Annotated in this window: 17 protein-coding genes; 11 read left to right on the top strand and 6 right to left on the bottom strand. The window is 74.4% G+C overall.

Going from position 1 to position 11,501, the window contains the following annotated elements:
- Positions 1 to 471 (bottom strand): MFS transporter (locus ACFQ3T_RS29250; RefSeq protein WP_380728066.1); only part of this gene is annotated, 471 nt, incomplete at its 3' end.
- Positions 472 to 521: 50 nt separating this feature from the next.
- Positions 522 to 1,418: a PAC2 family protein gene (locus ACFQ3T_RS29245; protein WP_380728064.1), complete on the bottom strand. Its 897-nt coding sequence runs from the start codon at positions 1,416 to 1,418 to the stop codon at positions 522 to 524.
- A 50-nt stretch (positions 1,419 to 1,468) separates the two neighbouring features.
- Here ACFQ3T_RS29245 and ACFQ3T_RS29240 point away from each other — a divergent pair, with 50 nt between their 5' ends.
- On the top strand, positions 1,469 to 1,963 hold the full coding sequence (locus tag ACFQ3T_RS29240; RefSeq protein ID WP_380728061.1) for a homocysteine S-methyltransferase family protein: 495 nt from the start codon (positions 1,469 to 1,471) through the stop codon (positions 1,961 to 1,963).
- Between the two features lie 23 nt (positions 1,964 to 1,986).
- Positions 1,987 to 2,649 (top strand): HAD family hydrolase, encoded by a 663-nt coding sequence (locus ACFQ3T_RS29235; RefSeq protein WP_380728059.1) that lies wholly within the window; start codon positions 1,987 to 1,989, stop codon positions 2,647 to 2,649.
- Between the two features lie 10 nt (positions 2,650 to 2,659).
- Here the strand turns inward: ACFQ3T_RS29235 and ACFQ3T_RS29230 are convergent, their stop codons facing one another.
- On the bottom strand, positions 2,660 to 3,322 hold the full coding sequence (locus tag ACFQ3T_RS29230; protein WP_380728057.1) for a (2Fe-2S)-binding protein: 663 nt from the start codon (positions 3,320 to 3,322) through the stop codon (positions 2,660 to 2,662).
- Between the two features lie 18 nt (positions 3,323 to 3,340).
- On the opposite strand from ACFQ3T_RS29230, the gene ACFQ3T_RS29225 reads away from it, so the two are divergent.
- From ACFQ3T_RS29225 to ACFQ3T_RS29210, 4 genes are all read left to right on the top strand, one after another.
- Positions 3,341 to 3,964 carry a LysE family translocator gene (locus ACFQ3T_RS29225; RefSeq protein WP_380728055.1) on the top strand — a complete coding sequence of 208 codons (624 nt, stop codon included), beginning with the start codon at positions 3,341 to 3,343 and terminating at the stop codon, positions 3,962 to 3,964.
- A gap of 35 nt (positions 3,965 to 3,999) precedes the next feature.
- A complete protein-coding gene (locus ACFQ3T_RS29220; RefSeq protein WP_380728052.1) occupies positions 4,000 to 4,635 on the top strand; it encodes a helix-turn-helix domain-containing protein in 636 nt (211 codons plus the stop codon).
- 112 nt (positions 4,636 to 4,747) lie between these two features.
- The gene (locus ACFQ3T_RS29215) at positions 4,748 to 5,170 is read left to right on the top strand and encodes an alpha/beta hydrolase family protein (protein WP_380728050.1); all 423 of its coding nucleotides are present in this window, start codon (positions 4,748 to 4,750) and stop codon (positions 5,168 to 5,170) included.
- Positions 5,171 to 5,173: 3 nt separating this feature from the next.
- Positions 5,174 to 6,130: an alpha/beta hydrolase family protein gene (locus tag ACFQ3T_RS29210; protein ID WP_380728047.1), complete on the top strand. Its 957-nt coding sequence runs from the start codon at positions 5,174 to 5,176 to the stop codon at positions 6,128 to 6,130.
- Positions 6,131 to 6,143: 13 nt separating this feature from the next.
- Here ACFQ3T_RS29210 and ACFQ3T_RS29205 read toward each other — a convergent pair whose 3' ends face one another.
- Positions 6,144 to 7,322, bottom strand: a complete 1,179-nt coding sequence (locus tag ACFQ3T_RS29205; protein WP_380728044.1) for a GNAT family N-acetyltransferase — start codon at positions 7,320 to 7,322, stop codon at positions 6,144 to 6,146.
- Positions 7,323 to 7,405: 83 nt separating this feature from the next.
- On the opposite strand from ACFQ3T_RS29205, the gene ACFQ3T_RS29200 reads away from it, so the two are divergent.
- From ACFQ3T_RS29200 to ACFQ3T_RS29180, 5 genes are read left to right on the top strand one after another with little or no spacing between them, the layout of a single operon-like run.
- Positions 7,406 to 7,855: a GNAT family N-acetyltransferase gene (locus tag ACFQ3T_RS29200; RefSeq protein ID WP_380728042.1), complete on the top strand. Its 450-nt coding sequence runs from the start codon at positions 7,406 to 7,408 to the stop codon at positions 7,853 to 7,855.
- A gap of 10 nt (positions 7,856 to 7,865) precedes the next feature.
- Entirely contained in the window at positions 7,866 to 8,258 is a 393-nt protein-coding gene (locus ACFQ3T_RS29195) for a hypothetical protein (protein ID WP_380728040.1), read from the top strand.
- Positions 8,259 to 8,309: 51 nt separating this feature from the next.
- The gene (locus tag ACFQ3T_RS29190) at positions 8,310 to 8,573 is read left to right on the top strand and encodes a phosphoribosyl-ATP diphosphatase (RefSeq protein ID WP_033434999.1); all 264 of its coding nucleotides are present in this window, start codon (positions 8,310 to 8,312) and stop codon (positions 8,571 to 8,573) included.
- A complete protein-coding gene (locus tag ACFQ3T_RS29185; RefSeq protein WP_380728038.1) occupies positions 8,570 to 8,857 on the top strand; it encodes an antibiotic biosynthesis monooxygenase family protein in 288 nt (95 codons plus the stop codon). Before ACFQ3T_RS29190 ends, ACFQ3T_RS29185 begins: the two co-directional genes overlap by 4 nt.
- The gene (locus ACFQ3T_RS29180) at positions 8,857 to 9,774 is read left to right on the top strand and encodes an AEC family transporter (RefSeq protein WP_380728036.1); all 918 of its coding nucleotides are present in this window, start codon (positions 8,857 to 8,859) and stop codon (positions 9,772 to 9,774) included. The genes ACFQ3T_RS29185 and ACFQ3T_RS29180 overlap by 1 nt, the downstream gene beginning before the upstream one ends.
- On the opposite strand, the gene ACFQ3T_RS29175 is transcribed toward ACFQ3T_RS29180, so the two are convergent.
- Together ACFQ3T_RS29175 and ACFQ3T_RS29170 are read right to left on the bottom strand one after the other, a co-directional pair.
- Positions 9,748 to 10,377: a phosphoribosyltransferase gene (locus tag ACFQ3T_RS29175; RefSeq protein WP_380728068.1), complete on the bottom strand. Its 630-nt coding sequence runs from the start codon at positions 10,375 to 10,377 to the stop codon at positions 9,748 to 9,750. The genes ACFQ3T_RS29180 and ACFQ3T_RS29175 overlap by 27 nt on opposite strands.
- Positions 10,378 to 10,619: 242 nt before the next feature.
- On the bottom strand, positions 10,620 to 11,420 hold the full coding sequence (locus ACFQ3T_RS29170; RefSeq protein WP_380728034.1) for a thioesterase family protein: 801 nt from the start codon (positions 11,418 to 11,420) through the stop codon (positions 10,620 to 10,622).
- Positions 11,421 to 11,501: the final 81 nt, after the last annotated feature.

The following is an 11,501-nucleotide window of genomic DNA, read 5'->3' as shown; positions in this document are numbered from 1 at the left end:
CTCCGCCGCCAGCCCGCCGAGCAGCGGCGCGGACGTCTGCCCGGCCGCCTGCATGGACGCGAACACGCCCAGCGCCCGCCCCAGCCGGGCCTGCGGCGTCACCGCGGCGATCGCCGCCAGCAGCAGGGGAGTGGTGAACGCGTTCGCCGCGCCCTGCAGCGCCCGCCCGCCCATCAGCACCGGGAACGACCACGCCACCGCGCACAGCAGCGACGCCACGACGTACCCGCCGTACGCGATCCGCACCGTCCGCCGCGCGCCCCACCGCTCGCCGAGCGTGCCGGACACCAGCATGAGCAGCGCGAACGGCACCAGGTACCCGGTCAGCGTCGCCGCCGCCGAACCCGCCGACACGCCGAAGTCCGCCCCCACCTCGGGCAGCACGGACGACGTCATCGCGCCCCCGAACGGCCCCAGGAACCCGCCCGCGTAGAGCGCCGCCAGGCGGACGCGGCCACGAAGCCCGGCCAAGCGAGACCCCCGACGTCGTGCGGCGCGCGTGCCCGGGTGGACCGGGCCGGTCACATGCCGGTCGGTCCGCGCCCCGGACCCCGCCCGCGCCGCCGCAGGTACCGCTCGAACTCGGCCGCGATGGCGTCGCCGCTCGCCTCGGTGATCTGGAGCTCCGCGTCGCCGCGCTCCTCCAGCGCCCGCACGTAGTTGCGCACGTCCTCGTCCTCGTCGGCCATCTCGCTGACCGTGCGCTCCCACTCCTCGGCCTGCTCGGGCAGCGCGCCCAGCGGCACCTCGACGTCCAGCACCTCCTCCACCCGGTGCAGGAGGGCCAGCGTCGCCTTCGGGGACGGCGGCTGCGACACGTAGTGCGGCACGGCCGCCCAGAACGAGATCGCGGGCACGCCCGCCTGCACGCAGAGGTCCTGGAACACGCCGACGATGCCGGTCGGCCCCTCGTAGCGGGAGCTCTCCAGCCCGAACTTGGCCGCCGCCGCCGCGTCGTACGCGGTGCCGGTGACCGGCACGGGACGGGTGTGGGGCGTGTCCATGAGCAGCGCGCCCAGGGTGACCACCGTGGTCACGCCCAGGTCCTCGATGTGGCCCAGCAGCTCGGCGGCGAACTTCCGCCACCGCATGTTCGGCTCGATGCCGTGCACCAGGACCACGTCGGTGGACGACCCCGGCGGCCGGCACACGGACAACCTCGTCGTCGGGAATTCCACCCGTCGGGTGATGCCGTCGACCATCCGGACGGTGGGACGGGTCACCTGGAAGTCGTAGTACTCGTCCGGATCGATGTCGGCCAGCGGCGTCGCGTCCCACGTGAGTTGCAGGTGCTCGATCGCCGTGCTGGCGGCGTCGCCAGCGTCGTTCCACCCCTCGAACGCCGCCACCATGATCGGGTTGGTGAGCGGTTTGCTGGGGTCGAAGGGGGTCTGGGCGGCCTGGTCCGGATCGGTCACGGCGTCAGACTACGACCACTGCCGCAGACCCGACGCCGTAGGCTTGGCGCATGTCGGATCGTGTCACGTCGCCTTTCCCGGACGCGCTCGCCGACCGCGTGGTCGTCGCCGACGGCGCCACGGGCGCCATGCCGCGGTCCGCCGACCTCACGCTCGACGACTTCGCAGGTCACGAGGGTTGCCACGAGATCCTCGACGTGACCGGGCCCGATGTCGTGCGGCAGGTGCGCCGCGGCTACCCGGAGGCCGGCGCGGACGCCGTGGGGACCGACACCTTCGGTGCGAACCCGACCGACCTCGCCGGGCGCGGCACCGAGGAGAAGATCTTCGAGCTGTCACGTCGGGGTGCCGAACCCGCCCGCGAGACGGCCGACGAGTTCGGCGGCCGGGGCAGGCCGTGGACGCGGTCCACGGCCTCACCCCGGCACCGCGCCGGCCCGGTCCGGATCGGGGTGGAGCTGTCCGACGAGCTGCAACCGGACCCCGAGCGGTCGCCCGACGCGTTCGTGGCGCACCATCCCGAGGCGAAGCACTTCAACGCGTGACCGACCACCGGGGGAAGTCGTAGATGACCGTCGAGGCTGTGCTGTGGGACATGGACGGCACGTTGCTGGACTCGGAGAAGCTGTGGGACATCCCGATCTTCGAGTTCGTCGAGAAGCTGGGCGGCACGCTGTCGCTGGAGACCAGGCACGCGATGGTCGGGTCCAACGTGGCCACGACGATGGCCCTGCTGTTCGCCGAGGTGGGCGTCACCCCGACGGAGGGCGACGTCGCCGACGGCGCGGCGTGGATCCAGCGGCGCACCGAAGAGGTGTTCCGGGCCGGCCTGCCGTGGCGGCCGGGCGCGCGTGAGGCGTTGCGCGCGGTGCGGGACGCCGGCGTGCCCATGGCGTTGGTGACGTCGACCGAGCGGAAGCTGACCGAGGTGGCGCTCGACACCATCGGGCGGGACCTGTTCGACGTGACCGTGTGCGGCGACGAGGTGGACGGCCTCAACAAGCCGCTGCCCGAGCCGTACCTCAAGGCGGCCCGGCTGCTCGGCGTCGACCCGACCCGCTGCGTCGCGGTCGAGGACTCGCCGACCGGCACGGCCTCCGCCGTGGCCGCCGGCTGCACGGTGCTCGTCGTGCCGTGCGACGTGGCGGTGGACCAGGGCGAGCGCCGGGTGTTCCGCGACTCGCTGGTCGGCGTCGACCACGTGGTGCTGGGTTCGCTCCTGACCGGCTGAGACCCGACGATCAGCGGCGCGGCAGCGGGCAGTCGCCGCACGTCCCGCCGCCGTCGAGCCGGTAGTACAGGCAGCAGCTCCGCCGCCGGAACGCCACCTCGCCGGGGAACGGGATGAACTCGCCCGAGCCCCGCAACGGCGGGTCGGCGAACAGCTCCGCGCCCAGCGCCAGGCAGTCCGCGCCCGTCACGCCGCCGCGGCCGACCGTGCCCAGCGCGCCCGCCGCGGACGACGCCGCGTTGCCCCACAGCAGCCCGCGCGCCACCGGCGTGACCGCGTGGATCGCCTCCACCACCGGCTCCAGCGACTCGGCGACGTCCACGCCCGCGACCGGGTCCTTGAGCCGGACCTGCACCCCGTCCGGGCCGTACCGCCACCACAGGTTGGCCGGGCGGACGTCCGGCGCGACGCCGTCCACGGCGCGCGCGGCGACGACCGGGCTCAGCAGGCGCGCCGTGTAGCCGAGGAAGAACAGCGACGCGGCGACCCGGCGTTCGGCGGTGCGGTAGCGGGCGGCGATCCGGTCGAGCGCGTCGGGCAGCGCGGGACCGCCGTCGAGCAGCGCCTCGCCGTCGTGCCAGCTCTCGTCGGGCCGGCCGAGGTCGAGGGCGAAGAACGGGCTCAGGCCGCGGATCTGCCGCAGGGTGGCCAGGACACGGGCGAACTCGGACACGTGACCTAGTCTGCCGCCGTGGACGCGCTGGGGTGGGGACTGGGCCTCGGGTTGGCCGCGAGCATCAGCCCCGGTCCGCTGTTGGTGCTGGTCGTGACGTCGGCGTTGAGGTCCGGGTGGCGGGCGGGCGTGCTGACGGCCTGCGCGCCGCTGCTGTCGGACGCCGTGGTGGTCGCCGTGACGCTGCTCCTGCTGGACCGCCTGCCGGGGCGGGCGCTGGGCGTGCTCGGCGTGGTCGGGGCGGTGTTCGTGGTGTGGAGCGGTGTGCGGACCGTCCGCGAGGCCCGGGCCGCCTCGCTGACGCCCGACACCTCCGCGACGGGGTTCGGCGGCGACGTCTCGGCGTTGCGGCGGGCGGTGGCGGTGAACCTGCTCAGCCCGCACCCGTGGGTCGCGTGGGCGACCGCGCTAGGGCCGCTGACCATCACGACCTGGCGCGGGTCGGCGGTGGCGGGAGCGGGGTTCCTGGTCGGGTTCTACCTCACGCTGGTCGGCGGCAAGGTGGTGATCGCCCTGCTCGTGGCGCGCGGTCGGCGGCGCCTCCGGGACCCGGGTTACCGGCGGGCGCTGGTGGCCGCCGGAGCGCTGCTGGTGCTGGTCGGCGTGGCGATGGGCGTGGAGTTCGCGGGCCACCTCGCGTAGTTGCACGAGAAGTGATGCACGAGTTATCGTGCACTATGTCGGAACCAGTCTGGGCCGATCTCGGGGCCGCCAAGGCGCTGGCGAACCCGTTGCGGCAGCGCATCCTCCGGGAGCTGGAACTCCTCGGCGAGGCGACGTCGACCGTGCTCGCCGACCGGCTCGGCGTGACCACCGGCGGCACGAGCTACAACCTCCGCGTCCTCGCCAAGCACGGCCTGGTGGAAGAGGCGCCCGAGCGGGCGCGTGGCCGGGAGCGGTGGTGGCGGCACGTCCGCCGGGACGTGCGGTTCGCCCGGCGTGGCGAGCAGGACCCGCGGATGCGGTCCGCCACCGACGAGCTGAACCGGCTCTGGCTCGCCGAGGACCTGGAGATGTTCGCCCGGTTCGAGTCGGCCCGCGCCGAGCTCGGCGAGTGGTCCGACGCCGTGCCCTACTCGCGTGGCTCGATCCGGGTCTCGCTCGACGAGCTCGCGGCCTTCTTCGAGGACTACCTGGCGCTGCTGAAGAAGTACCAGCGCCCCGCCGACCGGACGCCGGCCGGCACGCGAACCGTGCAGACCAGGTTCGTGGCCTTCCCCGACCCGGACACCGACCCCGACCCGGACGCCGACCCGGACCCCGGCCCGGACGCCGTCACCGAAGAAGGAGACGACACCACGCCCACCGCCTAGGAATCCCGGGCCGCCGAGTTGCCGCTCGACGGCCCGGGCAGCGGAAGCCGTCACACCTCGCCCACCGGGCGAGCACCAAGTCACCGCACTTCCACCGTCAGGAGAGCACTTCGTGCTGCCCACGCACAAATCGGCCGTCCTCGCGGCCTTGATCGCCGCCTGCGCGCTGGCACCGGCGCCGGCCTCCGCCGAACCGGCCGCGCCGACCACGACCGAGGTCACCTTCCCCAGCCGCGGCCACACCCTGCACGGCACGGTCGTCGCACCCGCCGATCACTCCGGCGAACGCCCCGCCGTGGTGATCGTCGCCGGGGCGGGCTCCACCCACCGCGACGACTACCGGCGCGAGGCCGAGACCTTCGCGCGGGCGGGGATCACCGCACTCGTCTACGACAAGGCCCCCGGCTACTCGCGGGCGACGAGCACGTTCGCCGACCTGGCCGACGACGCGCTGGCCGGCGTCCGCCTCCTCCGCGGCTCACCGGGCGTGAACCCGTCCCTGGTCGGGCTGTGGGGCCGCAGCCAGGGCGGCTGAGTCGTGCCGCTGGCGGCGTTCAGGTCGGACGACGTCGCGTTCGTCGTCACGGTGGGCGCGAGCGCGATGGACGCCGGGCGCACCCAGCTGTGGAGCAACCGCACGTACCTGGCGCACGCGGGCGTCAGCCCCGCCCTGATCGGGCCGCTCGGCCACAACGCCAGTCGCATGCTCATCGCCGCCGGCCTGTTCGGCGACACGGCGTTCGACCCCGCGACCGCGCTGGCGGACGTGGACCAGCCGTTGCTCGGGGTGTTCGCCGAGCACGACCGCTCGACCGCGCCGGGGGAGAGCCTCACCGCGTTCCGCGAGGCGCTGGACCGCGGCGGCAACGCGCACTACACCCTGCGGGTCGTGCCGGACGCCGACCACACCCTGCGCCGCAGCGCGGACGGCTTCGACCGGGCGCCCGACACGGCGGACTTCGCCACCGGCCACGCCGAGCTGATGACGTCGTGGGTCAACGCCCTCGCCGACGGCCCGCCGCGTCCGCACGCCGACCCGCCGCCGGCGCAGTCCGCGCGCAGCGAGCCCGTCGCGCCGCTCGCCTGGTACGAGTCGCCCTGGCTGCACGTGCTCGCGGTGGTGCTGATGCTGCCGGCGTTCCTGTCCCACCCGGTGGTCACCGCCGTGCGGCGGTGGCGCGGACGTCGGGAACCGGTGCGCCACCCCGTCGGCCCGCTGTCCGCCGCCGGGATCGTCACCGTGCTCGGCGCGCTCGCCTACCTCTTCCGGATCGTCCACACCGGAGCGAACCAGGTCGGGACGACCGTGCTGGGCCGCCCGCTGCCGTGGTTGGCGCTGCAACTCGCCGCCTTCTGCGTCCTGGCCGGGACGGCGCTCACGATCACCAGGTGGCGCACGTTCCCCGCGGCGACCCGGCTGCGCCTCGCGGCGCCGACCGCCGCAGGCGTCGTGTTCCTGCCGTGGGCGGCCTACTGGGGACTGCTGACGGTCTGACGACCGGCGGCGGTCACGGTATGTAGAACGTCATCAGGTCGCCGCGCACCGGCGGGAACAGGGTGTGCATCAGCTCGGCGTTCGGGCCGGGGTAGACGTCGGGGTGTCGCGCGGTCAGCCCCTTGAGGCCGTGCGGTCCGAACAGGAGCGACGGCAGCAGGTCCGGCGCCACGCCCGCGCCGCCCACCGCGCCCGGCGCCTGCATGGTGCCGCCCGGCACGACCGGACCCACCTCGCCCGCCTTGAACGGCAACCGCACGTGCGAGCGGTAGAACGACACCACCGCCTCGCCCTCCGCGTCGGCGAACCCGCCCTCCGCCAGCCGCCGCCCGAACACCGGGCGCAGGTGCTCCAGCACGGCGAGCGGGTCGCCGACGCGGACGTAGTACGACTCCGCCTCCTCCGGCGCGGGCCCCAGGAACGGCTCCAACGCCCCACCGGCCACGGTGCCCGGACGTTCGGTCACCTCCGCGGCCTCGGTCAGCGCGAGCAGAGCGTGCGCGGCGGTGTCGTCGACGGCGGCCACCTCGCACAGCCGCACGCCCTCGTCCGGCGGGGTGGTGCGGCCGGTGGCGACGGGCACGCCGTCGCGTTCCACCAGCCACTGCGTGCTGCCGTCCCGCGCCAGCAGCCACCGCCACAGGGCAGGGGAGTGCGGCATCCTCAGGTCGGCGCGCGCCTGCTCGGCGTCCTGGAGCCGGGTCATCGCGGGGATGTCGTCCGCGCCGGCCTCGCGCAGCGTGAACCCGGCCGCGACGGGGGGACGGCTCGTCACCGGCCGCGCGGGCGGGATCGGGATCGCGTAGGTGTAGCCGAACAGGCGGTAGAAGTACGGGATGCCGAGCATCACCTGCACCAGGTGGCCGCGCGCGGCGGACCGCGCGTGCGCCCAGTCCATCAACGAGCGCACCAGCCCGCGGCCCTCGTAGGCGCGATCGGTCGCGACCAGCTCCACCTGGCCCGCCGGGATCTCCAGCCCGTCCAGCACCAGCGTCTCGTCCAGCAGGGTCGCCGTGGACACCACCTTGTCGCCGTCCACGACGACCGCGCACGCCTCCCAGCCCGCGTCCGGGTCCTCGACCACGAGCCGGTGGTCCACCGCGTCCGCCGGCTCGCCGCGGTCGGTCAGCAGCGCCGCGATCCCGTCCAGGTCCTCCGGCCGTGCCGTCCGCAACACCAGCCCCTCGGTCATCCGGGCAGTGTCGCGAAGACGTCGTGCGTCACGCCATCGGATTTTCGGTGGCGGTGCGGCCCGCGCCGCCGCAGAATCCGCGCATGCCGTGGCTCCCCGCTGACTTCGCCCACCCGACCCGCGTCGCGCTCGACGCCGAACACCACCTGCGCCCCATCCGCGAGTCCGATGTGGACGTCGACTACCCGGCCGTGATGGGTTCGCAGGCCCGCCTGTGGTCGAAGTACGGGGAGAAGTGGGGCTGGCCGCCCGCCCACATGACCCACGAGCAGGACCGCGTGGACCTGGCCCGGCACGAACGGGAGCAGGAAGCGCACAAGTCGTTCAACTACGCGCTGTTCAACGCCGACGAGACCCGGCTGCTCGGCTGCGTCTACATCGACCCCGCGCCGGACACCGAGGCCGACGCGCAGATCTCGTGGTGGGTCGTGGACGAGCACGTGGGCACGGAGCTGGAGGAGGCGCTGGACGCGTTCGTGCCGGAGTGGATCGCCGAGGTGTGGCCTTTCACCCGACCGAGGTACGCGATCTAAGGTCCGTGCGGTGACCCCGCTGACCAAGTGGACCGTCGTCGCGGTCTGCCTCACCGTGCTGGCCGTGCTCGTGCCCTGGGCCCGGTACGGGGACGTCGACGTCGAGCTGTCGCGCCTGCCGTGGTGGTGGGCGTACCTCGGCGCGGCGGTCCTGACGCACGGTTCCGCGCTCGTCCCGGCCCGTGCCGCCGCACCCGTCTCGGGCCTGTTCGCCCTGGTCACGGTCGCGGCGGCGGTGGTCGTCGCGACCGGCTACGACCACGCGGCCGTCCTCTTCGACCACGTCGTCCCGACGGTCGGGCCGCGTCCCGGCCTCGGCGTGGCGTTCGCGGTGGCGTCCGTCGTGGCCCAGGTGGTCGGCCTCCGCGCCGGGGCGCGCGCCGCGCGGCCCGTCCACGCCTGACCGGGGTCCTGCCTGCCTGCGACCGTTCGGGGGATGCGAGGATCAGACCCCGTGAAGACCTTCGACGAGCTGTTCGCCGAGCTGAGCGAACGCGCACGCACCCGCCCTGAGGGCTCCGCCACCGCCGCGGCTCTGGAGGCCGGGGTGCATGCGCAGGGCAAGAAGGTGCTGGAGGAGGCGGGCGAGGTCTGGATCGCCGCGGAGCACGAGTCCGACGAGCGCCTCGCCGAAGAGGTCTCCCAGCTGCTGTACCGCGTGCAGGTGCTGATGCTCGGCCGCGGGCTGACGCTCGAAGACGTGTACAAGCACCTGTGATCCTGGAGGTCGCCGTGCTCGACGTCCGCCCCGGTCTGGAGGCGGACTTCGAGCGGGCGTTCGACGAGGCCCGCCGGCTCATCGCGCGGTCGCCTGGTTTCGGGTCGCTCGACCTGCGGCGTTCGGTCAAACGTCCCGGCCGGTACCTGCTGCTGGTGGAGTGGGAGCGGCTGGAGGACCACACCGTCGGTTTCCGGCAGGGTCCGCTGTACCCGCGCTGGAAGGCGCTGCTGCACCACTTCTACGACCCGTTCCCCGACGTCGAGCACTACCGCCCGCTCTGATGTCCGGGGTGGTCGGCGGGTTCGCGCCGATCTGGGTCCTCACGGCGATCGGGTTCCTCACCGCCCGGACGAACGTGCTGGGGGAGCGCGGCGAGGCCGTGCTCGGCCGGTTCGCGTTCCACCTGGCCATGCCGGCCGTGCTGTTCACCGCGCAGCTGTCCGGAGACCCGGCGAAGCTCGCCAACCGGGGCCTGCTGGCGTTCGTGATCAGCACGTTCGTAGTCGGCGCGGTGGGCGTGGTGGTCCAGTGGAAGGTGTTCCGCCGCTCCCTGCCCGACCAGGCGCTCGGCGCGATGAGCGGCGCGTACGTCAACTCCGGCAACCTGGGCATCCCGGTCGCGGTCGGCGTGCTCGGCGACTCGTCGTTCATGGTGGCCGTGCTGCTGTTCCAGCCGGTCGTGGTGATGCCGCTGGTGCTGGCCGCGGTCGAGGTCGGGTCCGGGCGGAAGGGGTCGGCGCTGCGGACGTTGGCGCTGCTCCCGGTGCGGAACCCGATCATCCTCGCGTCCCTGCTGGGGGTGGCGTGCAGCGCGCTCGGCGTGCGGCTGCCCCGGCTGGTGCTGGAGCCGTTGGAGGCGTTGGGCGCGGCGGGCGTGCCGACCGCGCTCGTGGTGCTCGGCATGTCGCTGAACGCCCGGCGCTCGCCGAACCCCGGCGGGCGGGCCGAGCCGGGCGTGGCGGTGGCGTCCAAGCTGCTCCTGCACCCGCTGGTGACGTTCCTGGCGTGCGTGGCGCTCGACGTCACCGGGCCGCTGCGGCTGGCGGCCGTGCTGTGCGCCGCCCTGCCGACCGCGCAGAACGTGTACGTGCTGGCCAGGCAGTACCGACCGGACGCCCGCCTGCCGCGCGACGCGGTGCTCGTCTCGACCGCGTTGTCGATGGTGACGCTGTCAGTCGTCGCGTTGCTGCTGCAGTAGCCCGACCACCTGGTCGTCGGAGGTCTGGTCGAAGCGCCGGTAGAACCGCCCGACCGCCAGGAAGTCCGTCCTCGGGTGCGGGCACACGACCGCGTCGGCGTCCTCCTCCAAGGCTTGAACGGAGTCCGCCGCGCCCACCGGGACCGCCAGCACCAGCCGGCGCGGGTCCTGCTGCCGCGCCTCACGCAGGGCGGCGCGGGCGGTGACGCCGGTGGCCAGCCCGTCGTCGACGACCACGACGTCCCGGCCGGTCAGCCGGACGGGACCGGTCCGGTACAGCTCCAGCCGCCGTCGCGCCTCACGGCGTTCGGCCGCGCACCGGTCGGCCAGGTCGTCGGAGGTGAGGCCGAGGGTGCGCAGGGCGTGCTCGTCGAAGATCGGGTCGCCCTCGGCGGTGACCGCGCCGACCCCGAACTCCGGGTGGCCGGGCGCCCCGATCTTGCGCGCCACCGCCACCCCCAGCTCCCCGCCGAGCGCCGAGGCGACCTCGAACGCCACCGGCACCCCGCCGCGGGCGAGCCCCAGCACCAGCAGGTCGGTCCACGACTCGTCGGCCAGGGCACGGGCGAGCACCCGGCCGGCGTCGGAACGGTCCGCGAACATCACCCGTCCATGGTGCGCCCCCGACCCGACCCGTGCGACCCCCGTGCGCGGCAGCGCCTGCCCACCTGCGCACCCGACCCGCGGGACCGCCCGGCGCGTGCGACGGTCCGCGGTGCGCGATCGCCCCTGCGCCCCGACCCACGCGCGCGACCCGACCCCTGAGACCGCCGGTGTGCGACCGCCGGTGTGCGACCGTCGGTGTGCGACCGTCGGTGTGCGACCGCCGGTGTGCGACCGCCCGCCTACCGCTCCCGCACGAACAACGACTGCGCGGAACGCCCCACCGGGCCGCGGACGTCGTGCAGGACGCTCGTCGCCACCCCGACACCCGACGGGCCGATCACGGTCTGCGCGTCCAGGGCGAACCACTCGCCGACCGGCTCCCGGTGCAGGTGCACGGTCAGGTCGGTGTTGATGGCGTACCAGGCCCGGATGTCGAGGCGGCTGGACACGCCGCTCGCCGAGTCGGCCACGGTGAACAGGCGTTGCGCCGCGCTCGGCTCCTCGCCCGCGACCACCCGCACCACCGGTCGGGCCCAGATCGTCGCGTCGCCCGGCGCGAAGATCCCGCCGCTGACCGACCGCCACTCCATCGCGGCCAGGTACCCGCCCTGCCAATGCTCCGGGACGGCCATCGGCGGACAGCCGGCCGCGGGTGGCAGGGGCTCGCCCTCGCCCGACGCCACGGCCGCCGTGTCCCCGGCGACGATCCGCCACGCGCGGGCGCGCAGGACCGGACGGCCGGCGTGCGCGAGCTCCGCCGCCAGCAGCTCCACCGAACGGCCCGGCCGCTCCACCGCCGCCGTGACGGTCAGCTCGGCCACCGGCACCGGGCCCAGCACCTCGAACGTCACGCGCGACAGCAGCGCCTCCGGCCGCGGCGCGCACCGCTCCAGCGCCCGCACCAACAGCGCCGACGGCGGCCCCAGGTGCTGGCTCTCGCTGCTCCACGGCCCGGCCGTGTGGCCGGTGGAGGCGAACCGGTCGTCGTCCAGCCGCTCGTAGAACGCGTCCACCCCGTCCGCCCCTAGCGCGTGTTTCAAAGGTGAGGTGATCGGCGGCGTGTCGATGGCCGGAACGTGGCGAGGTCTCCGGTAAGTGGTTTAGCGACCAAGCAAAACCGT

Source organism: Saccharothrix hoggarensis, assembly GCF_042678885.1.
Lineage (GTDB): Bacteria > Actinomycetota > Actinomycetes > Mycobacteriales > Pseudonocardiaceae > Actinosynnema > Actinosynnema hoggarensis.
The sequence above is the reverse complement of the archived record's forward strand: the minus strand, read 5'-3'. Positions and strand labels throughout refer to the sequence as shown.